General features: G+C 61.1%; 26 protein-coding genes. 23 read left to right on the top strand and 3 right to left on the bottom strand.

The window, feature by feature from the left end:
- Positions 1-15: 15 nt before the first annotated feature.
- Positions 16-3,366, top strand: coding sequence for a mechanosensitive channel MscK (mscK, locus tag KW848_RS11810; protein ID WP_218536912.1), 3,351 nt, complete (start codon positions 16-18; stop codon positions 3,364-3,366).
- A 48-nt stretch (positions 3,367-3,414) separates the two neighbouring features.
- Positions 3,415-4,878: a protein adenylyltransferase SelO gene (selO, locus tag KW848_RS11805; RefSeq protein WP_218536911.1), complete on the top strand. Its 1,464-nt coding sequence runs from the start codon at positions 3,415-3,417 to the stop codon at positions 4,876-4,878.
- A 7-nt stretch (positions 4,879-4,885) separates the two neighbouring features.
- On the opposite strand, the gene KW848_RS11800 is transcribed toward selO, so the two are convergent.
- A complete protein-coding gene (locus tag KW848_RS11800; RefSeq protein ID WP_192409923.1) occupies positions 4,886-5,248 on the bottom strand; it encodes a type II toxin-antitoxin system PemK/MazF family toxin in 363 nt (120 codons plus the stop codon).
- Entirely contained in the window at positions 5,248-5,517 is a 270-nt protein-coding gene (locus KW848_RS11795) for an AbrB/MazE/SpoVT family DNA-binding domain-containing protein (protein WP_095127471.1), read from the bottom strand. The genes KW848_RS11800 and KW848_RS11795 overlap by 1 nt, the downstream gene beginning before the upstream one ends.
- Before the next feature lie 271 nt (positions 5,518-5,788).
- Between KW848_RS11795 and trxC the strand changes: the two genes are divergently transcribed.
- Positions 5,789-6,223, top strand: coding sequence for a thioredoxin TrxC (gene trxC, locus KW848_RS11790; protein ID WP_218536910.1), 435 nt, complete (start codon positions 5,789-5,791; stop codon positions 6,221-6,223).
- A gap of 131 nt (positions 6,224-6,354) precedes the next feature.
- Here trxC and KW848_RS11785 read toward each other — a convergent pair whose 3' ends face one another.
- On the bottom strand, positions 6,355-7,125 hold the full coding sequence (locus KW848_RS11785; protein WP_111449343.1) for a ParA family protein: 771 nt from the start codon (positions 7,123-7,125) through the stop codon (positions 6,355-6,357).
- 355 nt (positions 7,126-7,480) lie between these two features.
- On the opposite strand from KW848_RS11785, the gene KW848_RS11780 reads away from it, so the two are divergent.
- The 20 genes from KW848_RS11780 (at position 7,481) to KW848_RS11685 (ending at position 25,718) form a co-directional block, all read left to right on the top strand.
- Positions 7,481-8,206 carry a beta-ketoacyl synthase chain length factor gene (locus KW848_RS11780; RefSeq protein WP_008149630.1) on the top strand — a complete coding sequence of 242 codons (726 nt, stop codon included), beginning with the start codon at positions 7,481-7,483 and terminating at the stop codon, positions 8,204-8,206.
- Positions 8,182-8,991, top strand: a complete 810-nt coding sequence (locus KW848_RS11775; RefSeq protein ID WP_111449345.1) for a 1-acyl-sn-glycerol-3-phosphate acyltransferase — start codon at positions 8,182-8,184, stop codon at positions 8,989-8,991. The genes KW848_RS11780 and KW848_RS11775 overlap by 25 nt, the downstream gene beginning before the upstream one ends.
- Positions 8,972-9,232, top strand: coding sequence for a phosphopantetheine-binding protein (locus KW848_RS11770; protein WP_046045641.1), 261 nt, complete (start codon positions 8,972-8,974; stop codon positions 9,230-9,232). The genes KW848_RS11775 and KW848_RS11770 overlap by 20 nt, the downstream gene beginning before the upstream one ends.
- 9 nt (positions 9,233-9,241) lie before the next feature.
- A complete protein-coding gene (locus KW848_RS11765) occupies positions 9,242-9,496 on the top strand; it encodes an acyl carrier protein (RefSeq protein ID WP_110965992.1) in 255 nt (84 codons plus the stop codon).
- A complete protein-coding gene (locus KW848_RS11760) occupies positions 9,493-10,038 on the top strand; it encodes a hypothetical protein (protein WP_218536909.1) in 546 nt (181 codons plus the stop codon). The genes KW848_RS11765 and KW848_RS11760 overlap by 4 nt, the downstream gene beginning before the upstream one ends.
- Positions 10,035-11,723: an acyl-CoA synthetase family protein gene (locus tag KW848_RS11755; protein WP_218536908.1), complete on the top strand. Its 1,689-nt coding sequence runs from the start codon at positions 10,035-10,037 to the stop codon at positions 11,721-11,723. Before KW848_RS11760 ends, KW848_RS11755 begins: the two co-directional genes overlap by 4 nt.
- Before the next feature lie 131 nt (positions 11,724-11,854).
- The gene (locus KW848_RS11750) at positions 11,855-12,589 is read left to right on the top strand and encodes a glycosyltransferase family 2 protein (protein ID WP_218536907.1); all 735 of its coding nucleotides are present in this window, start codon (positions 11,855-11,857) and stop codon (positions 12,587-12,589) included.
- The gene (locus tag KW848_RS11745) at positions 12,586-13,533 is read left to right on the top strand and encodes a glycosyl transferase (protein WP_218536906.1); all 948 of its coding nucleotides are present in this window, start codon (positions 12,586-12,588) and stop codon (positions 13,531-13,533) included. The genes KW848_RS11750 and KW848_RS11745 overlap by 4 nt, the downstream gene beginning before the upstream one ends.
- Complete coding sequence (gene hutH / locus KW848_RS11740; RefSeq protein WP_218536905.1) at positions 13,514-15,058, top strand: histidine ammonia-lyase; 1,545 nt, start codon at positions 13,514-13,516, stop codon at positions 15,056-15,058. The genes KW848_RS11745 and hutH overlap by 20 nt, the downstream gene beginning before the upstream one ends.
- On the top strand, positions 15,051-15,476 hold the full coding sequence (locus KW848_RS11735) for a thioesterase family protein (protein WP_218536904.1): 426 nt from the start codon (positions 15,051-15,053) through the stop codon (positions 15,474-15,476). Before hutH ends, KW848_RS11735 begins: the two co-directional genes overlap by 8 nt.
- Positions 15,473-16,075: an outer membrane lipoprotein carrier protein LolA gene (locus tag KW848_RS11730; protein ID WP_218536903.1), complete on the top strand. Its 603-nt coding sequence runs from the start codon at positions 15,473-15,475 to the stop codon at positions 16,073-16,075. The genes KW848_RS11735 and KW848_RS11730 overlap by 4 nt, the downstream gene beginning before the upstream one ends.
- Positions 16,059-18,398: an MMPL family transporter gene (locus tag KW848_RS11725; RefSeq protein WP_218536902.1), complete on the top strand. Its 2,340-nt coding sequence runs from the start codon at positions 16,059-16,061 to the stop codon at positions 18,396-18,398. Before KW848_RS11730 ends, KW848_RS11725 begins: the two co-directional genes overlap by 17 nt.
- A complete protein-coding gene (locus KW848_RS11720; RefSeq protein WP_218536901.1) occupies positions 18,395-19,555 on the top strand; it encodes a sodium:proton antiporter in 1,161 nt (386 codons plus the stop codon). Before KW848_RS11725 ends, KW848_RS11720 begins: the two co-directional genes overlap by 4 nt.
- Positions 19,542-20,789 carry an NAD(P)/FAD-dependent oxidoreductase gene (locus KW848_RS11715; protein WP_218536900.1) on the top strand — a complete coding sequence of 416 codons (1,248 nt, stop codon included), beginning with the start codon at positions 19,542-19,544 and terminating at the stop codon, positions 20,787-20,789. Before KW848_RS11720 ends, KW848_RS11715 begins: the two co-directional genes overlap by 14 nt.
- A complete protein-coding gene (locus tag KW848_RS11710) occupies positions 20,786-21,511 on the top strand; it encodes a class I SAM-dependent methyltransferase (protein ID WP_218536899.1) in 726 nt (241 codons plus the stop codon). Before KW848_RS11715 ends, KW848_RS11710 begins: the two co-directional genes overlap by 4 nt.
- The gene (locus KW848_RS11705) at positions 21,511-22,116 is read left to right on the top strand and encodes a hypothetical protein (RefSeq protein WP_218536898.1); all 606 of its coding nucleotides are present in this window, start codon (positions 21,511-21,513) and stop codon (positions 22,114-22,116) included. The genes KW848_RS11710 and KW848_RS11705 overlap by 1 nt, the downstream gene beginning before the upstream one ends.
- The gene (locus KW848_RS11700) at positions 22,113-23,309 is read left to right on the top strand and encodes a beta-ketoacyl-[acyl-carrier-protein] synthase family protein (protein ID WP_218536897.1); all 1,197 of its coding nucleotides are present in this window, start codon (positions 22,113-22,115) and stop codon (positions 23,307-23,309) included. The genes KW848_RS11705 and KW848_RS11700 overlap by 4 nt, the downstream gene beginning before the upstream one ends.
- Complete coding sequence (locus KW848_RS11695) at positions 23,306-23,767, top strand: hotdog family protein (protein ID WP_218536896.1); 462 nt, start codon at positions 23,306-23,308, stop codon at positions 23,765-23,767. The genes KW848_RS11700 and KW848_RS11695 overlap by 4 nt, the downstream gene beginning before the upstream one ends.
- A complete protein-coding gene (fabG, locus tag KW848_RS11690; protein WP_111449358.1) occupies positions 23,764-24,492 on the top strand; it encodes a 3-oxoacyl-ACP reductase FabG in 729 nt (242 codons plus the stop codon). Before KW848_RS11695 ends, fabG begins: the two co-directional genes overlap by 4 nt.
- Positions 24,492-25,718 (top strand): beta-ketoacyl-ACP synthase, encoded by a 1,227-nt coding sequence (locus tag KW848_RS11685; RefSeq protein ID WP_111449359.1) that lies wholly within the window; start codon positions 24,492-24,494, stop codon positions 25,716-25,718. The genes fabG and KW848_RS11685 overlap by 1 nt, the downstream gene beginning before the upstream one ends.
- Positions 25,719-25,908 lie beyond the last annotated feature (190 nt).

Here is a 25,908-nt window from a genome sequence, read left to right as displayed (position 1 = left end):
TTTCGATCGGTCTCTATGTCAACCCTGCGCACGTTTATCATTACGGCCCTGCTGGGCTTGAGTCTTTCTGTCGGTACATTGCAAGCGGCCGAACCGCCGTCCAGCGAAGCCGTGCAGGCGAACCTGGACAAGATCGCCGAGCGCAAATTGCCGGAAGCCGATCAGAAAGCTCTCCAGAGCATCCTGCAAAGCACGCTGACACAGCTCAACAACAAGCGTGATTACGAGCAGAAGCTGGCCGATCTCAAGCAGCAACTGGCCAACGCCCCAAAGCAGAACATCGAGAACCAGCGAGAACTGGCCAAGCTCAAAGCCACCAAATTGCTGCCAGTACCGCAGCGCTATGCCAAAGAGCCTATTCAGCAACTGGAGCAAATGCTCACCGAGCGCTCCACCCAGCAAAGCGATCTGCAAAAAGCCCTGGCCGACGCCAACAGTCTGGTGATTACTGCCCAGACCCGCCCCGAGCGCGCCCAGGCCGAAATTTCTGCCAGCCAGACGCGCATCCAGCAGATCAACAACATCCTCAAGATCGGCAAGGACGGCGGCAAGATCTTGACCCCTGAGCAACGCGACCTGCTCAACGCAGAGCTCGCGGCGCTGAATGCCCTGATCCCGTTGCGCCGCCAGGAACTGGCCGGCAACAATCAACTGCAGGACTTGGGCAACAGCCAGCATGACTTGCTCTCGGAAAAATCCGATCGCCTGGATCAGGAAATCCAGGAACTGCAAACCCTGATCAACCAGAAGCGCCTGGCCCAATCCCAAGAGACGGTGACGCAGCAATCCATCGAAGCGCAGAAATCCGGCGGCAGCACCCTGCTGGCGACCGAAAGCGCAGCCAACCTCAAGCTTTCTGACTACCTGCTCAAAAGTACTGACCGCCTCAACGAAGTCACCCAGCAGAATCTGCAGACCAAGCAGCAACTGGACAACGTGACCCAGAGCGACTCGGCGCTGGACGAGCAAATCAACGTGCTCAAGGGCAGCCTGCTGCTGTCCAAGATTCTCTATAAACAGAAACAGTCCCTGCCACGCCTCAGGCTCGACCGTGACCTGGCCGACCAGATCGCCGACATTCGCCTCTATCAATTCGAAGTCAGCCAGCAACGGGAACTGCTCAGCAACCCGGCGACCTATGTCGACAACCTGCTGTCGACTCAGCCTCCCGAGCAAGTCACCCCGCAACTGCGCAAAAGCCTGCTGGAGCTGGCCACAACCCGCGCCGACCTGCTAGAGCGGCTGAACCGCGAACTCAGCGCGGTGCTCAACGAATCGATCACGTTGCAACTCAATCAGAAGCAACTGCTCAGCACCGCGCAAAGCCTGCGGGCGACCCTCGATGAGCAGATGTTCTGGATTCCCAGCAACAAGCCACTGGACCTGGAATGGATGCGCGCCGTACCGGAGCGCCTGGAACGTCAGGTCACCACGCTGCCGTGGGCTTCCAGCCTGAGCGAATTAAGTGACGGCCTGACCCAACGGCCGCTGCTGTTCCTGCCCCTGGCGCTGTTGATCGGCGCCCTGCTGTGGCGACGCAAAAGCCTGTATGCCCGACTGAGCAAGGTTCACCAGGACATCGGCCACTTCAAACGCGACAGCCAGTGGCACACGCCGCAGGCCATCCTGATCAACATTCTGCTGGCGATGCCGGTGTCCCTGGGCCTGGCCTTGTGTGGCCTGGCCTTGCAAATCGACGCCCGCGGACAGAACGCGAACATGGGCGCGGCGCTGCTGCAAATGGCCCAGGCCTGGCTAGTGTTCTACACCGCTTACCGGATCCTTGCGCCGGGCGGCGTGGCCGAATTGCATTTCCGCTGGGAAAAACCCCAGGTCGAATTCCTGCAGGGCTGGGTCCGTCGACTCGGGCTGGTGGTCATGGCGTTGGTCGCGGTGGTGGCAGTCGCCGAGCTGCAACCCGCGACCCTGGCCGATGACGTACTCGGCATGCCGGTGGTGCTGACTTGCTATGCGCTGATGGCCTGGCTGCTCAGCCGTCTGCTGATCAGCAGCCCGACTCACCAGAACGCTTCGCTGTTCCGCAAGGCCGTGGGGATCCTGTTCACCGTCCTGCCTGTCGCGTTGTTCGTGGCGGTGTGCTTCGGCTATTACTACACCGCGCTGAAGCTCAGTGACCGATTGATCAACACCCTTTACCTGCTGATGTTCTGGCTGGTGATCGAGGCCACCTTCGTGCGCGGCCTCAGCGTTGCGGCACGCCGCCTGGCCTACCAGCGCGCCCTGGCCAAACGCCAGGCCGCGAAAGAGGCCGGCGACGGCGAAGCGGTGATCGAAGAGCCAACGCTGGATATCGAGAAGGTTAACGAGCAGTCCCTGCGCCTTATCCGCCTGGCACTGCTGGGCGGTTTCATCGCGGCGTTGTACTGGGTCTGGTCCGATCTGATCTCTGTGTTCTCGTACCTGGATAACGTCACCCTCTACGAATACACCAGCGGCACCGGCGCCAACATGAGCATGGTGCCGATCAGCATTGGCGACATGCTCGGCGCGCTGATCATCATCGGCATCACCTTCGCCCTCGCGCGCAACTTGCCGGGGTTGCTGGAAGTGTTGGTGCTGTCGAAGCTGAACCTGGCTCAGGGCAGTGCGTACGCCACCACCACCTTGCTGTCTTACGTGATCGCTGGCATCGGTTTCGTCTCCACCTTGTCGACACTCGGCGTGAGTTGGGACAAGTTGCAATGGCTGGTGGCGGCGCTGTCGGTAGGTCTCGGCTTCGGGATGCAGGAAATCTTCGCCAACTTCATCTCCGGGATCATGATCCTGTTCGAACGTCCGGTGCGGATTGGCGACACCATCACCATCGGCAACCTGTCCGGTACGGTGAGCAAGATCCGCATCCGCGCCACGACGATCACTGACTTCGACCGCAAGGACATCATTGTCCCGAACAAGACGTTCATTACCGGGCAACTGATCAACTGGTCCCTGACCGACACCATCACCCGAGTAACCCTCAAGCTCGGTGTCGATTACGGCTCGGACCTGGACCTGGTCAAGGAATTGCTGCTCAAGGCCGCACGCGATAACCCGCGAGTGCTGAAAGACCCGGAACCCCACGTGTACTTCCTGAACTTCGGCGAAAGCACCCTCGACCACGAGTTGCGCATGCATGTACGTGACCTCGGTGACCGTAACCCGGTGCTCGATGAGGTCAACCGCTTCATCAATCGCGAGTTCAAGAAACAGCACATCAACATCTCGTTCCGGCAGATGGAGGTTTACCTCAAGAATCTTCAGGGCCAGGAATACAAAATGGTGCCCATCGAGCCGGAAACCAAGACCATCGTTCCCATGGCCGATGGCAAACCTGTGCAAGAGCCGCCGGCCGCCAAGCTCGACTAAGCGGCTTATCCCTAGCAGAATGCTCGGACATTCTGCTGGAGATGGCCCTTGAAAGCCCTCGACGAACTGACCTTCGATAATCGTTTCGCCCGCCTGGGCGATACGTTTTCCACCCATGTGCTGCCCGAGCCGATCGACAATCCGCGCCTGGTGGTGGCCAGCCCTGCCGCCATGGCGCTGCTCGATCTCGACCCTGCCGAGGCCGAAACCCCTGAGTTTGTCGAACTGTTCAGCGGCCATAAGCTCTGGGCCGACGCGATCCCGAGGGCGATGGTCTATTCAGGTCATCAGTTCGGTTCCTACAACCCGCAGTTGGGTGATGGTCGCGGTCTGTTGCTGGGCGAGGTCTACAACGAGGCCGGCGAGCATTGGGACCTGCACCTCAAGGGTGCTGGCCAGACGCCCTTTTCGCGCATGGGTGATGGACGGGCGGTGCTGCGGTCCTCGATCCGCGAATTTCTTGCCTCCGAAGCGCTGTATGCCCTGAACATCCCGACCACCCGCGCCCTGTGCGTGATCGGCTCCGACACGCCGGTGTGGCGCGAGAAGCAGGAACGCGCGGCCATGGTCCTGCGCATGGCGCCGAGCCATGTGCGTTTCGGGCATTTCGAGTATTTCTACTACACCAAACGTCCCGAGAAGCAGAAAGAACTCGGCGACCACGTGCTGGCCATGCATTTCCCGCGATGCCTGGAACAGCCGGAACCGTACCTGGCGATGTTTCGCGAAATCGTCGAGCGCAACGCCGAACTGATCGCCAAATGGCAGGCTTATGGCTTCTGCCACGGCGTGATGAATACCGACAACATGTCGATCCTGGGCATTACCTTCGACTACGGCCCGTTCGCCTTCCTCGACGACTTCGACGCCCACTTCATCTGCAACCACTCCGATGATCAGGGTCGTTACTCCTACAGCAACCAGGTGCCGATCGGCCAGTGGAACCTCAGCGCCCTGGCCCAGGCCCTGACGCCGTTCATCAGCGTCGAAGCCCTGCGTGAAACCCTCGGCCTGTACTTCCCGCTGTACCAGGCCCATTACCTGGACCTGATGCGCCGCCGCCTCGGTTTCACCACGGCCGAAGACGATGACCAGAAACTGCTGGAGCACCTGCTGCAACTGATGCAGAACAGTGGCGTCGACTACAGCCTGTTCTTCCGCCGCTTGGGAGAAGAATCACCGGAACTGGCCGTCGCCCGGTTGCGTGATGACTTCGTCGACATCAAAGGCTTCGATGCCTGGGGCGAGCTCTACATCGCCCGGGTGACACGTGAAGGCGAGGTCGATCAGGAACAACGCCGCAAACGGATGCATGCGGTGAATCCGCTCTACATTCTGCGTAATTATCTGGCGCAGAAAGCCATCGATGCGGCGGAAAGCGGCGACTATGCAGAAGTTCGCCGCCTGCATGCGGTGCTGAGTAATCCGTTCGAGGAGCAGCCGGGGATGGAGAGCTACGCGGAGCGTCCGCCGGAGTGGGGCAAGCATCTGGAGATCAGTTGTTCGTCTTGATGATTGATCAATCCATGGGATCGATGGCACTGACGACTCGAGCAATGATGTCTGCCATCGTGATGTCATCAAGTCGCTCAATGAACTTGGCTGAGCCGTCCCGAACTCGCTGCTCAATATCAAAACTGCGCACCTGATTGCAAACCGCTACACCGTTCGTTTCGTGGCCGGAGATGATGACCGCCAATCCGGAGTTTCGACTGAAGTTCCCACCACTGGTCACGGGCACTGTCATGCTGACACCCAACGAGTTGATTTCCCTTGGCGTAATCACCACAAACCGATGCCGGTTCATCATCTCTCGTCCCGCAACCGGGTTCGGGTCAATCCAGTAGACATCGCCCCGCTGGGGGGCTTGCCGCCTAACCATCAACCTAGCTCCCGGCCGACTGAATCGCCTTCACGTGCAAACGCCGTCTGAGCATTCAGCTCAGCGACTTCTTCGGAACCTTCAAGCAATTCGGCAAGGCTGTAGCGCTTGCGAGGAGGCTGTACAACCGGGCGGGCAATCAACTCGCCATCGACCACATTCAGTTCCAACTGTGCCCCTACTTCCAGGTGCAGGAGCTTCAGTAAAGTTGGCGGGAGGGTAATAACCGCAGCCCCACCTTGACGGCGGATTTTGGAAGTCACGGACATGGGATAACTCCTATCCGATAAATGAAAGGCATCGATCTCTCGATAAGTGCAACAAAAGTAGCACGAAGTTAAAGGCAAAGCGAACTCCTCACTAAGAGACTTGAAGATCGTGGCGTTGCTTCCAGCGTAGCCACCGATCCCAAACCGAACGCTTGGAAAATGTGAGGATTTGCGACAAACGCGTAGCTCCTGCCGGCCTTTCACGGCTTGATAAAAGCAGTTTGCAACACCAGATCAGTTCAAGATTGCCCACTCATTTCAGAGTACGACTATGTCCGACCCACTCCTCATCCCCTGCCCCCACTGCAACGGCCTCAACCGCATCCCCGCGGAGCGCCTCAACGACCATCCAAAATGCGGTCGCTGCAAAGCCGAAGTCCTGCTGAATAAACCCTTTGAGTTGAAGCAAAGCGATTACGCCAGCCAGATCAAAGGCGATCTGCCGTTGCTGGTGGACGTTTGGGCGGATTGGTGTGGACCGTGCAAGTCGTTTGCGCCGGTGTTCGAGCAGGCGGCGGCGCAATTGGCCGGCAAGTGCCGGCTGGCCAAGCTGGACAGCGAGGCAAACCAGCAGTTGTCGGCGCAGCTGGGGATCCGTTCGATCCCGAGTCTGATCCTGTTCAAGAACGGCCGGGAAGTGGCGCGTCAGAGCGGGGCCTTTCCGTTACCGCAGTTGATGAGCTGGTTGCGTAGCCAAGGGATCTAAAGCCACCCCAAATCAACTGTGGGAGCGGGCTTGCTCGCGAAGGCGATTGATCATTCAACATTGATGTCGACTGACCTGACGCATTCGCGAGCAAGCCCGCTCCCACATGGGTTCTGTGTCACCTGTAGGAATCAGGCGTTTTCGAGGAGGTTGTGCAGATCGACGAATTGCTGCGTCAGCTTGTGACGCGGGTCGAGGTGAATCAGCGGTGTGTTGGCCTGGTGGGATTCACGCATGCGCACCGAGCTGCACAGGTACACCGGTAATACCGGCAGGCCTTCGGCGATCAGTTCGTCGAGGATTTGCTGGGGCAGACTGGCGCGAGCCTGGAACTGGTTGACGACGATACCTTCGACTTCCAGCCCTTCGTTATGGTCATCCTTCAATTCTTCGATTTCCGCCAACAGGCCGTACAGCGCCTGACGCGAGAAGCTGTCGCAGTCGAAGGGAATCAGCACACGATCAGCGGCAATCAATGCAGATACCGCGTAGAAATTCAGCGCTGGCGGCGTATCGAGGTAGATCCGGTCGTAATCGCCGTCCAGTTCCTCGAGCAATTTGCGCAGCTTGTTGATCTTGTGTTTGGCCTCAAGCTTGGGCTGCAAGTCAGCCAGCTCGGCAGTGGCCGTGATGACGTGGAGGTTGTCGAATGGGGTTTCGTAGATATCGACCTGGTTTTTCTTGGCGAAAGGCCCGGAAGACAAGGTCTGCTTGAAAAAATCGGCGATACCCATGGGAATGTCATTACCGGTGAGCCCCGTCAGGTACTGAGTGGAGTTCGCCTGGGCATCGAGATCCACCAATAAAGTGCGATAACCCTCGCTGGCACTGACCGCCGCCAGATTGCAGGCAATGCTGGATTTGCCTACGCCACCTTTCTGATTGAACACCACGCGCCGCATGTCAAAACCTCCGTGTATCAAAGAATGACCGAGTGTAGTAGTCCACGGCGCTGCTTAGCTACCTCGCCAGCATCGGGACTACACAGTCAGGTGCAATCTCGCGCGGAAAAATCCGTGAACTCATGCACCGCTTGCTGACAGAGCCGGCAGATCCGCCGGCCGAAATGCGGATAATGGCCAAACGACAGCCATGCACGAACCAACCGGTACATTTCATTGAGCAAAATGTAACCATCATTTGCTACACGCCCGCCGCAACGGGATAATGCGCACCACTCAGCGCTCAGCGCTACGTAAGGTACGTTCGCCTGTTTTGCGACTCACCGCGTCAAGGAAGCCCGCAGGGGCGGGATGAATGTCAGTGATCAATTTCAACATCGCCCAATGGCGCGCGTGGGCTCCTGGGCTCGAAAGCGTGGACGATTGGCAAGCCTGGAGCCGACAACCGGTCGTGCTTGCGAGCAGCGATGCCGCACCCGACGTCTCGTTTCTGCCGGCCATGCAACGCCGGCGACTCAGTCGTCTGGCGCGGATGGCGTTCAGTGTCGGCTGGCCCTTGGCCGAAGGCCGTCAGGACCTACCGTTGGTCTTTATTTCTCGCCACGGCGAAACCCCGCGCACTTTCGATATTCTCAGCGATCTGGCTACCGAACAGCCGCTGTCGCCGACTCAATTCAGCCTGTCCGTGCACAACGCGATCATTGGCCTGTGGTCGATCATGCGCGGCGAAACCAGCGAAATGACGGCCCTCGCTGCAGCCGGCGATGGCCTTGAACACGGCATGCTAGAGGCCGCGGCTTTGCTTTCCGAGGGCGCTCCCGCGGTACTGCTGATCGTCACCGAAGAGCAACCGCCAAAGGCCTACTCGACCTGGATCGACGACGTGCCGTTCCCTTACGCGGTCGGCCTGCTGATCACTCCCGGAAATGACTGGCAGCTGTCCCTGAACAGCGCCTCGGATGAGTTGTCCAAAGCCCAATGGCCCCATGCCCTGAACCTTTTGCGTACCCTGCTCGGCCAGCAAACAACCTGCCAACATGCCTGGAAAAATCGTGTATGGACCTGGCAACGCAACCTGTAACCGAAAAAAACCGCGACGCCTATTACTGGCGCCTGCTGGCTACCGCCGCAAGCTTCACCCTGTTCGGGTTGGGCGGGCTGTGCCTGCGGCTGGTGGTTTTCCCGCTGCTGAACTGCCTGCCCGGCGATGCCCGGACACACCGGCGGCGAGCGCGGCACACCGTCGCCCGCCTGTTCTGGTTTTTTGTGCGATTCATGGCGCGTACCGGCGTGCTGACTTACGACATCCAGGGCGCCGAAAAACTCGGTCGACCGGGGCAAATGATCGTCGCCAATCACCCGTCGCTGATTGATGTGGTGTTCCTGATCGGCCTGGTGCGCCACGCCAACTGCGTGGTCAAGAAAAGCCTCTGGGAGAACCCTTTTACCCGCGGCCCGCTACGCTGCATCGAATACATCAGCAACGACGGCAGCATGGACATGCTCGATGCCGCTGCCGACGCGCTGAAAAGCGGCCAGACCCTGATCATCTTTCCTGAAGGCACCCGCACTCAGCCCGGTCAGACGCCAGCCTTCCATCGGGGTGCTGCGGCAATCGCCCTGCGCGGTGCGAAAATCCTCACCCCGGTGATCATCAAGGTCAACCCGACCACATTGACCAAGGCCGACCCCTGGTATCGGATCCCCAAACGCCGTGTGCACTTCAGTTTTCGTGTCGGGGCCGATATAGACCCACAAGCCTTCGCCTCGCTGGGCCCTGCTCCTCAGGCCTCGCGCAAGCTCAATGACTATTTGCATCATTACTACATTAAGGAGCTCGCCGAAGATGAGCGATCTACACCGTGAAATCAAAGAACTGATCATCGACGCCCTGGGCCTTGAAGACATCAGCGCACAAGACATCGGCGACGAGCAGACGCTGTTCGGCGAAGGCTTGGGCCTGGATTCGGTAGACGCCCTGGAACTCGGCCTGGCCATCCAGAAAAAGTACGGCATCAAAATCGACGCCGACGCCAAAGACACCCGCAATCACTTCAGCAACGTGGCGAGCCTTGCGGCGTTCGTCACTGCAAAACAGGCAGCTTGAGACCGGACCATGCAAACTCGTGACGACATCTTCAACACCCTGCGCGATGCTTTGGTCGAACTCTTCGAGCTGGACCCCAAGCGCGTAAGCCTCGAATCCAACCTGTATCAGGACCTGGAAATCGACAGCATTGACGCGGTCGACCTGATCGATCACATCAAACGCCAGACCGGCAAGAAAATCGCGGCCGAAGAGTTCAAATCGGTGCGTACCGTCAGCGACGTGGTCGAGGCGGTCTACCGCCTGGTTCAGCCAGCCGCATGAGCCGACTGATCGGCCTCGGCCTGCTGCTGGCGGGCCTGCTGTACCCCTTTGCGGTGTATTTCGGCATGGAACATTTCGCGCCGTGGCAGTTCGGACTGCTGCTGGGCAGCCTGTGGCTGGCCCGGGCGCTACTGGGTGCGCGCCGGCCTGGCAATCTGTGGATGGCGATCACCGCGATTGCTTTTTGCCTGTTGCTGGCGTTGTTCGACAGCCCACTGTTGCTGCGCTGGTATCCGGTGCTGATCAGCGCCTTCATGCTCGGGCTGTTTGGCCTGAGCTTGATCGTTGGCCCGCCGATCATCGAACGCCTGGCGCGTTTGCGTGAACCGCAACTGCCGGCCAAGGCGATTGTTTATACCCGCCAGGTGACGATCGTCTGGTGCGTGTTTTTCTTCTGTAACGGTTTGCTCGCTGCCGCCCTGACCCTCTGGGCGCCGCTAAGTTGGTGGATGTTGTACACCAGCCTGATTTCATACGGATTGATGGGCCTGCTGTTTGCCATTGAATGGCTTATACGACAACGGGTACGAGGCCACCCATGAATTGGATAAAACTTGAGCAATTGTTGCTCAAGGCACAACCGGAACGTGCCGTGACGGCCGAACCGACCCTGAATCACGCTCAGCTGTGCGAACAGGCGTTAAGCCTCGCCGCGGGCCTGCAAGCCCAGGATGTGCGGCGTATTGCCGTGCACCTTGAGGACGCCGCTGACCTGGCGATTGCCCTGCTCGGTGCCTGGCGCGCCGGGGTCAGCGTGCTGCTGCCCGCAGACCTGCAAGCCCAGACTCGCCAGCGCTGGTCGACCGAAGTCGATCTGTGGCTGACCGATCAGGCCGATGACGCACACCTGAGCGATTACCGGGATCCGCCGTTGATGGCGGCCGCACTGGATCTGGATCTGGATCGCTGTTCGCTGAGCCTGTGCACGTCCGGCTCCAGCGGCGAGCCCAAGCGTATCGACAAAACCCTGCGCCAACTGGCCAATGAAGTCGAAGCGCTGGAACGGCTCTGGGGCGCCGATCTTGGCGCCGCTTGCATCATCGGCAGCGTCGCCACTCAACATATCTACGGATTATTGTTTCGGGTGCTATGGCCGCTGTGCGCCGGGCGCTCGTTTGTGCGCAAGCAGCTGGCATTCCCTGAAGACCTGCAGCGCGCCAGCCGTGAACACCCGGCGTTTGCCTGGGTCGCCAGCCCGGCGCTGCTCAAGCGCATGGGTGACAACCTCGACTGGCCCGCATTAAGTGCGGTTCGCCGAGTATTTTCCTCCGGCGGTGCATTGCCGGCCGAGGCCGCACAAAGTCTTCAGCAACGCCTGCAGCAATGGCCGACGGAGATCCTCGGCAGCTCGGAGACCGGCGGTATCGCCTGGCGTCAGGGCCACGCGCTCTGGCAGCCCTTTGCTGACATCGAGTTGAGCCAGGACAGCGACGGCGCCCTGCTCATTGCTTCGCCGTACTTGCCGCCCGGCCATATCGAACACACCGCGGATGCCGCGCGAATCGCTGCCGACGGCCGATTCGAACTGCTCGGACGGCTGGACCGAATCGTCAAACTGGAAGAAAAACGTATCTCGCTACCGATGCTGGAACAGGCACTGATGGCCCACGACTGGGTCGCCGAAGCGCGTCTTGGCGTGGTTCAGGAGAACCGCGCCTCATTAGGTGCGCTGCTGGTGCTGACCGAGTCAGGCCTGCATGCCTTGCGCAATCAGGGTCGACGCACCCTCACGCAAGAACTGCGTCAGCATCTGAGCCAGCATTGCGAAGCCCTGGCCCTGCCACGACGCTGGCGCCTGCTGCGGCAACTGCCGCTGAACGCTCAGGGCAAACTGCCCCAGGCCACCGTTGAAGCCCTGCTGCTGGCGCCGCGCCCAAAGGCGCCGCAAGTGCTGGAGCAGGTCGAAGTCGATGGCGAGTGGAGCCTGCAACTGGCGGTACCACCCGACCTCGCCTACTTCAGCGGCCACTTCCCCCGGGCGCCGGTATTGCCCGGCGTGGTGCAAGTGGAATGGGCGTTAACGCTGGGCCAGCAATTGATGGACCTGCCGGCAAAATTCGCCGGCATGGAAGTGCTGAAATTCCAGCAACTGGTGCGCCCCGGCGATGAAGTCCAACTGCACCTGCGCTTCGATCCGACGCGCAGCAAGTTGTATTTCACCTATCGCAACGAGACCGCGACCTGCTCCAGTGGACGGATCTTGCTGGAGGCCTCAAGCGATGCATAACTATGGTGAGTGCTGCGCACTCATTCGCGAGCAAGCCCGCTCCCACAGGGGATTCGTGTTTGCAAGAGATCCAATGTGGGAGCGGGCTTGCTCGCGAAGCAGGCACCTCGGTCTTTCAGGTGTGAGCCAACATGCATAACCCCTGCGCAATTGTCCCGGTCTACAACCATGAAACCGCCATCACCACGGTGGTTGATGCGCTGCTCGCCAGCAGCCTGCCATGCATTCTGGTGGACGATGCCAGCAGCCTGGCCTGCGCAAAGGTGCTCGATCAACTGGCCTTGCGCGACAACGTATTCCTGATCCGGCTTGGTGCCAACCAGGGCAAGGGTGGCGCGGTCATGACCGGTTTTCGCGAAGCCTCGCGCCTGGGCTTCAGCCATGCCTTGCAGGTGGACGCCGACGGTCAGCATGATCTGCAAGACGTCCAGACCTTCATTGAACTGTCACGCGCCCATCCCGAGGCGGTGATCTGCGGCTATCCACGATACGACGCCAGCGTGCCGAAAGGTCGCTTGTACGCCCGTTACCTGACTCACGTCATGGTCTGGATCAACACCCTGTCGTTGCAGATTCGCGATTCCATGTGCGGGTTCCGCGTCTATCCGTTACCACCGACCCTGGCGCTGATCGATTCGGCGAAGATCGGCAAGCGCATGGACTTCGACTCCGACATTCTGGTACGACTGGCCTGGCGCAATATCCCCATGCAATGGCTGCAAACCAACGTTCATTACCCACTGGATGGCGTCTCGCATTTCCGCCTGTTCCACGACAACGTGCTGATTACGAGCATGCACACCCGGTTGTTCTTCGGCATGTTGCTGCGCGCGCCAGTGATTCTCTGGCGACGGTGGCGAACATGAGCACTGACGCGGATAAAAAGCACTGGGCTGATCGCGAAGAGCGCGGCAGTTTCTGGTTGATGAAATTCACCGCACTCTGCGCCAAAGTGCTGGGCCGTCGGCTGCTGAGCCCGCTGCTGTACGGCATCGTTCTGTACTTTTTCCTGTTCGGTCGCGGCGCCCGTCGCAGCGCCTGGCAATACCAGCAGCGGCTCGCCGACTGGAGTGGTCGCAACGAATTGCGCCCGACCCATTGGCGAGTGTTTGGCCAGTTCATGGCCTTCGCCGACTCCATGCTCGACAAGCTCGACGTCTGGAACGGCAAATTGAGCATCGAGCAGATTGAAATCATCGACCCGGCCTTGCTGCGCAATCAACTGCGCGGCACCCGCGGGCAGATGCTGGTAGGCGCGCATTTGGGCAATCTCGAGGTCTGCCGTGCGCTGGCCGAGATCGGCGAAAAAGTCACGATGAACGTGCTGGTGCACACCAAGCACGCCGAACAATTCAACCGCTTGCTCGGTGAAGCTGGCGCGACTAATTTGCGGCTGATTCAGGTCAGCGAACTGGACCCGCTGATCATGCTGCAACTCCATGAACGCCTGGAGCGCGGCGAATGGCTGGCGATTGCCGGCGATCGCGTGCCGCTGCATGGCGGGCGCAGCGTGACGGTGGATTTCCTCGGCCATCAAGCCGCGTTCCCTCAGGGGCCCTGGTTGCTGGCCGGTCTGCTGAAATGCCCGATCAACCTGATGCTGTGCCTGAAGAAGCCGACGGGCGACTATCGACTGACCCTCGAACCATTCGCCGAGGCCGTGGTGTGGAAACGCAGCGACCGTGAGCAGGTCATTCATCAGTGGGCCTCCCGCTATGCCGAACGCTTGGGTCACTATTGCCTTGAAGCGCCCCAACAATGGTTCAACTTTTACCCTTTCTGGAAGACCGATGACGACGCCAACGCTTGAGCCGGTAACCTTCGGCGAACTCCCTTTGCGCATTGAGGACGTGCTGGCCCTGGCCAACCGTCAGGTGCCGACGCAGTTGCAAAGCGACCCTGCGTACCGCGAGCGTATCGCCAAGGGTGCGCGATTCCTCGACTCCCTGCTGGACAAGGAAGGCGTGATCTACGGCGTGACCACCGGTTACGGCGATTCCTGCGTGGTCGCGGTGCCGCTGCATCACGTCGAGGCGTTGCCTCGTCATCTGTACACGTTCCACGGCTGCGGTCTGGGCAAACTGCTGGATGCGCAGGCCACTCGCGCGGTGCTGGCGGCGCGTTTGCAGTCGCTGTGCCACGGCGTGTCCGGGGTGCGCGTGGAACTGCTGGAACGCCTGCAAGCCTTCCTCGAACACGACATTCTGCCGCTGATCCCGGAAGAGGGCTCGGTGGGCGCCAGCGGTGATCTGACGCCGCTGTCCTATGTCGCCGCGACCTTGTCCGGCGAGCGTGAAGTGATGTTCCGGGGCGAACGCCGACTAGCTGCCGACGTGCACCGCGAACTGGGTTGGGAGCCGCTGGTACTGCGCCCCAAAGAAGCCCTGGCGCTGATGAACGGCACCGCCGTCATGACCGGTCTCGCGTGCCTGGCCTATGCCCGCGCCGATTACCTGCTGCAACTGGCCACGCGCATCACCGCGTTGAACGTGGTCGCCCTGCAAGGCAACCCCGAGCACTTCGACGAGCGCCTGTTCGCCACCAAACCGCATCCTGGGCAAATGCAAGTCGCCGCGTGGCTGCGCAAGGATCTGGCGATCGACGCGCCGACCGCGCCGCTGCATCGCCTGCAAGACCGTTATTCCCTGCGTTGCGCGCCCCATGTCCTCGGCGTATTGGCCGACAGCCTGAACTGGCTGCGCTCGTTCATCGAGATCGAGCTCAACAGCGCCAACGACAACCCGATTATCGACGCCGAAGCCGAACGCGTGCTGCACGGCGGGCACTTCTACGGCGGCCACATTGCGTTCGCCATGGACAGCCTGAAAAACCTGGTGGCCAACGTCGCCGACCTGCTCGACCGTCAACTCGCCTTGCTGGTGGACGAGCGTTACAACCACGGTTTACCGAGCAACCTGTCCGGCGCCACCGCTGACCGGGCGATGCTCAATCACGGCTTCAAAGCCGTGCAGATCGGCACCAGTGCCTGGACCGCCGAAGCGCTGAAAAACACCATGCCGGCCAGCGTCTTCTCGCGCTCCACCGAGTGCCACAACCAGGACAAAGTGAGCATGGGCACCATCGCCGCCCGCGATGCGATTCGCGTGCTGGAACTGACCGAACAGGTCGCCGCCGCCACCCTGCTGGCCGCCAACCAAGGCGTCTGGCTGCGCAGCAAGGCCGAGGATGCACGTCCATTGCCGCCAGCCCTGGCCGCCATGCACGAAGAGTTAGCCAAGGACTTCCCGCCGGTCATCGAAGACCGCGCGCTGGAAGGTGAATTGCGCCTGTGTCTGCAACGTATCGCCGAGCAACACTGGAGGCTGCATGCGTAGCAAGGGAGTGCTTCACACCGATACGGAAATCCTCGTGCCGTTCTTTGATGTCGACACCATGAACGTCGTCTGGCACGGCCATTACATCAAATACCTGGAAGTCGCCCGCTGCGCGCTGCTGGACAAGATCGGCCACAACTATTCGGCCATGGTCGAGTCGGGTTACGCCTGGCCGGTGATCGATCTGCAATTGCGTTATGTGCGCGGCGCCGTGTTTGGCCAAAAGCTCAACGTGCGCGCCAATCTGGTGGAATGGGAGAACCGTCTGAAGATCAGCTACCTGATCAGCGATCTGGAAACCGGCGAACGCTTGACCCGCGCCAGTTCCGTGCAGGTCGCCGTGGACATGAGCAGCCGCGAAATGCAGTTGGCCTCACCCAAGGTCTTCACCAACGCTGTTGAAAGGATGCTCGCATGAACCCGTTCTTCAAATGCCTCGGCGCATTGGCGCTGCTTGGGTTGTCATCGATCGCTCATGCATTCGATCTGCAACAGCTCAGCGATCAATTGGCCAAACCTGACGTCATCCACGGCAATTTCATCCAGGAAAAACACCTGCGCGCCCTGCCCCAGCCGCTGACCAGCAAGGGCACTTTCGTCCTCGCTAAAAACCACGGTCTGCTGTGGCTGCTGAAAACCCCGCTGCAACAGGATTACCGCATCAGCGCCAAAGGCATTGCCCGGCGTGACGCCAACGGTTGGCAAATGCTGCCGAGCAAGAGTGCCGGCGCCGAGCAGAACCGTTTGTTCCTCGCCGTCCTGCAAGGTGACAGCAGCGGGCTGCAACGGGATTTCGAGCTTTCACTGAGCGGCGACGCACAGAACTGGAAGCTGACGCTGACCCCGCGCTCCATGCTGCTCAAGCAGGTCTTCACTCAGATCAACATTGACGGCGGCGAACTGGTGCACAGCATCGAGCTGCTCGAAACCCAGGGCGACAGCACGCTTTTGCGCATGCAGGACAGCACCAGCGCCCAACCGTTGAGCGACGCGGAGCAACATGACTTTGCCGAGTGAACGGAGGCTTCCACGGCTGTTTCTGATCCTGCTGCTGGCGGTGCTCGCGCTCGCCGGTTGGCAATGGCGTGACGGCGCACCGCTGTCGGCCAACCTCATGGAACTGGTGCCGGGTACGGCGCCGGACGCGCTGGAACTGCGCGCCGAACAACGCATGCAAGAACCACTGAACCGCGAAATGCTGGTGCTGGTCGGCCACACCGATCGCCAGCAAGCGGTCGCGATGGCGCAGAAACTGGGCGAGCAATGGCAGGCGAGCGGCTTGTTCGAGAAGGTCCAGTGGAACCTGCAAGCCGACTTGCCGGCGCTGCGCACGCAATTGCTCAATGGTCGACTTGCGATGTTGTCAACGGCTGACCGACAGCAGCTGATCGAGCATCCCGATGCCTTTATCCAGCAGCGAGTCCAAGCGCTGTTCGACCCCTTCACCGGTTTCAGTCTGGTGCCGAGCCAGGATGACTGGCTCGGCCTGACCGGACGCATCCAGAACAGCCAGCCGCAGCACGGTTCAGTGCAACTGGACATCGGTAGCGGTGCGTTGGTCGCCGATGCCGACGGCAAGAGTTGGGTGCTGCTGCGCTCGCGCACCACCGGCAATGCCTTCGACATGAACCTGCCGCTGCAAGTGGCCGACCTGCTCCAGCACAGCCGTGAAGAAGCCGCCCAGGCCAACGTTCAATTGCTTGCCGCCAGCGGTTTGCTCTATGCGGCCAGCGGGCAAAAGCAAGCCACCCGGGAAATGACCTGGGTCGGAGGCGGCGCCACGGCGGGCATTCTGTTGCTGTTGCTGCTGGCCTTCCGGCGCTGGCGGGTGTTGCTGGCCTTCGTCCCGGTGCTGGTCGGCATGCTTTTCGGCGCGGTGGCCTGTGTGGCGCTGTTCGGCCATATGCATGTGATGACGCTGGTGCTCGGTTCGAGCCTGATCGGCGTAGCGGTCGATTACCCGCTGCACTATCTGTCCAAGAGCTGGAGCCTGAAGCCCTGGCACAGTTGGCCGGCCCTGCGCCTGACGTTGCCGGGCCTGACGCTGAGCCTGATCACCAGTTGCATCGGTTACCTGGCCCTGGCCTGGACACCGTTCCCGGCGCTGACCCAGATTGCCGTGTTCTCTGCCGCCGGTCTGCTCGGTGCTTATTTGTCCGCGGTGTGCCTGCTGCCGGCACTGCTCAAGGGCACGGATTTGCGTCCAGCGCAGTGGCCGCTGCGGGTGTCCGAGTATTTGCTGAGGTGCCGTGAAACGCTGCTCAAACTCGCAAGTACGCCGGTGCTGTTGGCGCTGCTGATTGCCTTTTGTGTGGGCGGCCTGTTGCAGCTCGACACCAAAAACGACATTCGCCAATGGGTCGCTGCACCGCAGCAACTGACTGACGAAGCACAAACCATTGCACGCATCACCGGCTATCAACCCACCAGCCAGTTCTTCCTGGTGCGCGCGGCCAATCAGCAGCAACTGCTGGAACGCCAAACCGCGCTGAGCGAGCGGCTGGATCAGCTGGTCAGCCTGGAAAAACTCCAGGGTTATCTGTCGCTCAATCAATTGGTCAGCCCACCCACCGAACAGCGCAAAGTGCGTGAAGCGCTGAACAAGTTGCCGCCGTTCTGGCAACCGCTGCTCGATGTCGGCGTGCCGGCCGAGGCGCTGCAAACAGAGCTCACGAAGTTGCAGGCACTGCCCACCGAAGACATCGACGCAGCGCTGGTCGGTCCGTTGGCTGAACCCTATCGCACGCTGTGGCTGGGACCGACCGATGACGGCGTAGCGGCGATGGTCAGTCTGCAAGGGCTGAACAACCCTGCCCTGCTGCGCGCCCAGGCGCTGGATTTGCCGGGGGTGGAACTGGTGGATCGCCTTGGTGAGTTGAACAAGGTGTTCGCCGACACCCAGATCAGTGCCGCAGAGTTGAAGCTCGCTTCCTGTGTGCTGATCGTGCTGGTGCTGATCCTGCCGTTCGGTTTCGGCGGCGCGCTGAGAATCGTCTCGCTGCCGCTGTTGGCCGCGCTGTGCAGCCTGGCCAGTCTCGGCTGGCTGGGGCAACCGCTGACGCTGTTCAGCCTGTTCGGCCTGCTGCTGGTGACGGCCATCAGCGTCGATTACGCGATCCTCATGCGTGAACAGGTCGGCGGCGCTGCCGTGAGCCTGCTGGGCACCTTGCTGGCGGCGCTGACCACCTGGCTGTCGTTCGGTTTGCTGGCGGTGTCCAGCACGCCGGCGGTGAGCAACTTCGGTCTGTCGGTGAGCCTCGGCCTGGCGTACAGCTTCATCCTTGCGCCGTGGGCCGGACGCCAGGTTCACGTCGCTCCGGTCACGGAGTCGGCAACATGATGGTCGCCGTGTTCTGGGTCATGGCCCTGGCGCTGTTCGCCGTGGCCACCCGTGTCGGTCGTCACTTCGGCGTGATCCCGATTGTCAGCCAGTTGCTGCTGGCCACCTTCGGCCTGCCGCTGTTGATGTACTTCTGGATCGAGCCCCAATGGCAATTGAGCGGCGCCGCACTGGTCGCGCCGGCCTGGCTGAAAAACGTCTACAGCCTGGGCTTTGCCTTGTTGCTGGGGCACATTCTCAGTGACGTTATTGACCTGCGGCTCGACCGTCAGAGCCTGAAAATCGCCCTGCCGAGTTTCTGCATTCCATTTGCCTGCGGTCTCGCGACAGCGGTGTGGCTGTTACCGCCGCAACCCTGGATCAGTTCGCTGGCGGTTGGTCTGCTGTTCGCCATCACGGCGATTCCGGTGTTGTATCTGTACCTGCGGCACATCAAGTACCCGCCTGCCGCTACCCGGCGACTGGTGCAGACCGCGATCCTGATCGACCTCACCTGTTGGACCCTGTTCGCCATCGCCCAGGGCAGCCTGCACCTGAGCAGCCTCTTGCTGCCGCTGGCCGGCGCCTGCCTGCCGTTGCTGCTGCGTCTGCTGCGCTTGCGCCAACCGTTGCTGCACAGCGGTTGCTTCTTCGCACTGCTGGTCGTGGCGGAACACTTCAAGCTCAATGCGCTGATTTTCGGTATCGGTTACCTGCTGTGGATGGCCGCGCTCAAAGTGCCGCTGGTGCTGCCGTTGCCGGTGATCTGGATGAGTCACTTGCAGACGTATGTCGCGATCCCGCTGATCCTCACGTTCGGTATCGTGCAAATCAACGTCCACGCGGCCATGGCCAGCCTCGGCTGGGTGCAACTGGCGGCACTGTTGCTGTTCCCGATAGCCAGTAAACTGCTGGGCAACTGGCTGGGCCTCGGCTGGGCCGGCGCCTCGTTTGAAGGCGCCAGTCGCTGGCGGGAAAGTGTCTTGCTGAATATTCGTGGCTTGAGCGAGATCGTCTTTCTCAACCTGCTGCTGCAACAACAACTCATCAGCCCGGCACTGTACTTCGCGCTGATGGTGATGGGCCTGATCGCGACACTGCTGCCGGCACTCGCCGGTATGCACCGAACCCCTCTGAACATCGCCGTCCCGGCAAGGAGCCCCCGTGCCAACAGTTGAAATGGAACATCGCCAGGTCGTGGTGATCGGTGCAGGTCCATCGGGCGCCATCGCCGCCGCGCTGCTCAAGCGCAAAGGTCATGACGTGTTGATGATCGAACGCCAGCATTTTCCAAGGTTTTCCATCGGTGAAAGCCTGCTGTCCCACTGCCTGGATTTCGTCGAAGAAGCCGGCATGCTCGAGGCGGTGAACGCCGCCGGATTCCAGTTGAAAAACGGTGCGGCATTCGCTTGGGGCGAGCAATACAGCGCCTTTGATTTCGGCGAGACGTTCAGCAACGGCAAGCCGACCACCTTCCAGGTCCTGCGTGCCGATTTCGACAAGCTGCTGGCCGATCAGGCCGCGCTGCAAGGCGTGGACGTTCGTTACGGCGAAGCCATCGTCAGCGTCGATTTCGCCCTGCCGAAACCGCAGCTCGACGTGCTTCGCGAAGACGGCAGCCAGTACCGCGTCGAAGCCGATTTCGTGCTGGATGCCAGCGGCTACGGCCGTGTGCTGCCGCGCTTGCTCGACCTTGAAGCACCGTCGGATTTCCCGGTGCGCCAGGCCGTGTTCACCCACGTCGAAGACCACATCGACAACCCGGCCTTCGAGCGGGAAAAAATCCTCATCACCACCCATCCGATCCACCGCGATATCTGGTTCTGGACCATCCCGTTCAGCAACGGCCGTTGTTCGGTGGGCGTGGTCGCGGCAGCCGAGCACTTCGAAGGCCGTATGGAGAATCTGGACGAGTGCCTGCGAGGGTTCATCGCTGAAACCCCAAGCCTGGCCGGCGTGCTGAACAACGCCGTGTGGGACACGCCGGCCCGAACCATCGGCGGCTACTCGGCCAACGTCAAAACCCTCCACGGGCCAGGCTTTGCCCTGCTCGGCAACGCGTCAGAATTCCTCGACCCGGTGTTCTCCTCCGGCGTGACTATCGCCATGCGTTCGGCGAGCATGGCCGCCGCGGTGCTGCATCGCCAACTGCAAGGCGAAAGTGTCGACTGGCAGACTGAGTTCGCCATCCCGCTCAAGCGCGGCGTCGACACGTTCCGTTGCTACGTCGAAGGCTGGTACGCCGGGACGTTCCAGGATGTGATTTATTTTGACGGCGGCTCGCCGGATATTCGCCGCATGATCAGCTCGATCCTCGCCGGTTATGCCTGGGACGAGCGTAATCCGTTCGTCGCCGAGCCCAAGCGCCGGCTGCGGATGCTCTCGGAGCTCTGTGCAAAGGACGCCACATGAGCTACTTGAGCGACACCTACGTCGAAGAAACCCGCTTTGGTTTCTGGTTCCTGCGCAGCCACACCTGGCAGCACCATGTTCTGCGAGTGGCAATCACCGATTTGCGCAGCCTGTTCAGCGAAACACCGCCAAGCAACCCGGTGCTGCTGGATGCCGGTTGCGGTCAGGGCAAGTCGTTTCAGTACCTGCGCCAGACCTTCGCGCCCCAGCGCCTGATCGGTCTGGACGCCGACCCGCACAGCCTGAACCTGGCCGGCGAAGAAGCCGCCCGTCAGGGCATGGCGGTGGAGTTGACCGGCAGTGACTGTGCGAGCATCAACGTCCCGGACGCCAGCGTCGACTTGCTGTTCTGTCACCAGACCTTCCACCATCTGGTGCAGCAGGAACAGGCACTGGCCGAGTTCTACCGTGTACTCAAGCCCGGAGGCTATCTGCTGTTCGCCGAATCCACCGAGGCTTACATTGATACCTGGGTAATCCGCTGGTTGTTCCGCCATCCGATGCACGTGCAAAAGAGCGCCGCCGGGTACCTGGAGATGATTCGCCAGCAGGGTTTCGAACTCGGCCCGCAAAACGTGTCTTATCCATACTTGTGGTGGAGCCGCGCCAAGGATTTCGGCCTGTTTGAACGCTTGGGTCTGCGCCGGCCAAAGCCCTTCGGCCAACGGGAAGAAACCCTGGTCAATGTGGTCGCGCGCAAACCCCTTGAAGGTGTTGTGTGATGTTCAGTGCAACTCAAACCTGTGGGAGCGGGCTTGCTCGCGGAAGCGGTGTGTCAGTCAACAATAGTGTTGGATGTGCCGACGCATTCGCGAGCAAGCCCGCTCCCACAGGGGCTGCTGTGCTGATCCGCTTTCTGCTGTTGGGTTGCGTCCTGTTGCTGAGCGCCTGTGCCAGCCGGGCGCCGCTGCCCGAGCAAACCCCGAACCTGTCGCTGCCGCTGCAATTGCACATCCAGCGCCTGGTAGCCGACCAACGGCAGGACTGGGTGCTGGTGATCCAGCGTGAAGGCCCCGGCATTCGCTGGTCGATGATGGACTTGCTGGGCATTCCCCAGGCACGCCAGAAACTGGTCGATGGCGAGTGGCAGGCTGACGGTCTGCTGCCACCCAATCCGGAAGCGCGAGAGCTGTTCGCCGCGCTGCTGTTTGCGCTGACTCCCAAAGATGAATTGTCGGGCAACTATCCCGCTGCGTGGCAGCATGGCTCGCAACGGTCCTTGCCAGCGCACTGGGAAGTCCGCTACTCACAACCCATGAGCTTTGAATTGAACCTGCCCAAAGGACCGAAATATCAAGTCACTCCGCTCAGCGAGGACGCGCCATGACGGCCTACCTGAATGCCCTCGGGGTGATCTGCGCCCTGGGCCGTGACAAGTCCGAAGTCGCCCGCAACCTGTTTGCCGGGGACTGTTCGGGCATGCGCAATGAGGCTGGCTGGGTGGCGGAACGGTCGCTGCCCGTGGCCGCGGTCCAAGGCGAGCTGGCGCCGATCCCGGCTGAGCTTGCGCCGCAAGACACCCGTAATAATCAATTGCTGCTGGAAGCCGCGCTGCAAATTCGCGAAGACATCGACCAGGCGATCCAGACCTACGGCCGAGACCGCATCGGTATCGTTCTGGGCACCAGCACCTCGGGGATCGACGAAGCCAGTCGCAGCCTGGCCCATTACATCCGCGAGCATCAGTTCCCGGCCGATTACGACTATCAGCAACAGGAACTCGGCGCCCCGGCGAACTTCCTCGCCGACTGGCTGCAACTGAGCGGCCCGGCCTATGTGATTTCCACGGCCTGCACTTCCAGCGCCCGAGCGCTGATGAGTGCTCAGCGACTGCTGGACCTGGGCGTGTGCGACGCGGTGTTGTGCGGCGGTGTCGACAGCCTGTGCAAGTTGACCCTCAATGGGTTTTCGGCGCTGGAAGCAGTGTCCGGGCAACGCTGCAACCCGTTTTCGGTGAACCGTAACGGCATCAACATTGGCGAAGCGGCGGTGCTGTTTTTGATGAGCAAGAATGTCGGCGACAGCCAGCCGATTGCCCTGCTCGGCAGTGGCGCCAGCTCCGATGCACATCACATTTCCGCACCGGAACCGACCGGCCGCGGCGCCCTGCAAGCGATGCGCAAAGCCTTGAGCCGAGCAAATCTGCAGCCGCAGCAGATCGATTACCTGAACCTGCACGGCACCGCCACCCAACACAACGACGCCATGGAAAGCCTGGCGGTGGCGACGTTGTTCCCGGCGGGTGTGCCGTGTTCGTCGACCAAACCCATGACCGGTCACACCCTCGGTGCGGCCGGCGCCCTGGAAGCGGCGTTCTGCTGGTTGAGCCTGAGTGCAGGCAATCACAAGCACGCCCTGGCGCCCCACGTCTGGGACGGCCAACCGGATCCCCAATTGCCAGCCCTGAAATGGGTGACCCCGGCCGATCGCCTGACGTCCATTGCACCTCGCTATCTGATGAGCAATTCCTTTGCCTTCGGTGGTAACAACGTCAGCCTGATTATCGGAGACGCCCCATGATTGACTGGCCGATCGCCGAGCTGCTGCCGCACGCTGGCGACATGATCTTCATCGAGCAGATCCTGTCGTTCGATGACGAGCAGATTTATACCCGCCTCACGGTCAAACCCGATGGCCTGTTCAACCGCCCGGACGGCAGCCTGCCGGCCTGGGTCGGCATCGAACTGATGGCCCAGAGCGTCGCCGCCTACGCCGGTTGCCATGCGCGCCAGCGAGGCGATGCGGTGGAGCTGGGGTTTCTGCTCGGCACCCGCAAATACGAATGCAACGTCGAGCACTTCCCTGCCGGCACCGAGCTGACCATCCACGGCATCCGCTCGCTGGAGGACGACAACGGCATGGGCGTGTTCGAATGCCACATCACAGCCCCCGGCATTCACGCCACCGCTCGTCTGAACGTGTTCCGTCCGCCTCAGGCTGCCCAATACCTTCATGAAACCCAAGGAACCCAGCCATGACTGAATCCGTACTGATCACCGGTTCCAGCCGTGGCATCGGCCGTGCTATCGCTTTGCGTCTGGCCCAGGCCGGGCATGACATCGTGCTGCATTGCCGCAGTGGCCTGGCGGACGCAGAAGCCGTGAAGGCCGAAATCGAAGCCTTGGGGCGCAACGTGCGCATTGTGCAATTCGACGTGTCCGATCGCGCCAACTGCAAAGCCATTCTCGAAGCCGACGTGGAAACCCACGGCGCTTATTACGGCGTGGTGCTGAACGCCGGCCTGACGCGCGACGGTGCTTTTCCGGCCTTGAGCGAAGAGGATTGGGACGTGGTGATGCGCACCAACCTCGACGGTTTCTACAACGTGCTGCACCCGGTGATGATGCCGATGATTCGTCGTCGCGCCGCCGGGCGGATTGTTTGCATCACCTCGGTGTCCGGGTTGATCGGCAATCGTGGCCAGGTCAACTACAGCGCTTCCAAGGCCGGTTTGATCGGCGCGGCGAAGGCGTTGGCGATTGAATTGGGCAAGCGCAAAATTACTGTTAACTGTGTCGCACCCGGCTTGATCGACACCGCGATGCTCGATGAAAACGTGCCGGTGGAAGACATGATGAAAATGATCCCCGCACAACGCATGGGCACCCCGGAAGAGGTGGCCAGCGCGGTGAATTTCCTGATGTCGGCGGAAGCGTCGTACATCACCCGGCAGGTTCTGGCCGTCAACGGAGGCCTGTGCTGATGAAGCGCGTCGTCGTCACCGGCATGGCCGGCATCACCTCACTCGGTAGCGATTGGGACACCATCGCCGCCAACTTCGCGGCCAACCGCAGCGGTATCCGTCGGATGGACGAGTGGGATCGTTTCACCGAACTCAACACGCGCCTGGCGGGGCCGATCGACGACTTCAAAGTGCCGAGCCACTGGACCCGCAAGCAATTGCGCAGCATGGGCCGGGTCTCGCGCCTGGCGGTCGGCGCGGCAGAACAGGCCTTGGCCGATGCCGGGCTGTTGGGTGACGAATCGATCAAGGACGGGCGCATGGGCGTTTCCTGCGGCTCATCCACCGGCAGCACCGACGAGATCAAGGCATTCGGCAACATGCTGCTCAACTCGGTGGCCGAGGGCCTGAACGCCAACTCCTACGTGCGCATGATGCCGCACACCACGGCGGCGAACATCAGCATCTTTTTCGGCCTCACCGGCCGGCTGATCCCGACCTCCAGCGCTTGCACCAGCGGCAGCCAGGGCATCGGTTATGCCTACGAGTCGGTCAAGTTCGGTCGCCTGCCATTGATGCTCGCCGGCGGTGCCGAAGAACTGTGCCCCACCGAAGCCATGGTCTTCGATGCGCTCTACGCCACCAGCCTGAAAAACGATGCACCGCAGACATCCCCACGGCCCTACGACAGCGGCCGCGATGGCCTGGTGATTGGTGAAGGCAGCGGCATGCTGGTACTCGAAGAACTCGAACACGCCTTGGCTCGCGGTGCGCACATCCACGCCGAACTCGTCGGTTTCGGCAGCAACGCCGACGGCCAGCACGCCACCCGCCCAGAGCAGGTCACCATGCGCCGAGCCATGGAACTGGCCCTGGAAGACGCCGGGCTGCAGCCTTCTGACATCGGCTACGTGAATGGTCACGGCACAGCCACTGAACAGGGCGACATCGCCGAAACACTGGCAACGAGTGCGTTGTTCGGCGAGCACATGCCGATCAGCTCGCAAAAGAGTTTCCTCGGTCACACCCTCGGAGCCTGCGGTGCACTGGAATCCTGGTTCAGCATCGAAATGATGAACCGCGACCTGTACATCCACACCCTCAACCTCGACGACGTCGACCCGCACTGCGGCAAACTCGATTACCTGCGCGGCGAGTTCCGGCCGATGAGCAACCAGTACGTGATGAACAACAACTTTGCGTTTGGTGGGGTTAATACTTCGCTGATCTTTCGGCGTTGGTCGTAACGAGGCGATGCCCGGCAGATAAAGAAACGCTGCGAGCAATGAATAACCTGTGGCGAGGGAGCTTGCTCCCGCTGGACTGCGTAGCAGTCCTTTCTTTTGGGGCCGCTTCGCGACCCAGCGGGAGCAAGCTCCCTCGCCACAATAGCGCCGTCTCAAACAGGTCGGTTCGACATAGCCCCGGCCCTGTCTG

Source organism: Pseudomonas sp. PDM25 (assembly GCF_019219045.1).
Lineage (GTDB): Bacteria > Pseudomonadota > Gammaproteobacteria > Pseudomonadales > Pseudomonadaceae > Aquipseudomonas.
This window is presented reverse-complemented; position numbering and strand designations above follow the sequence as displayed.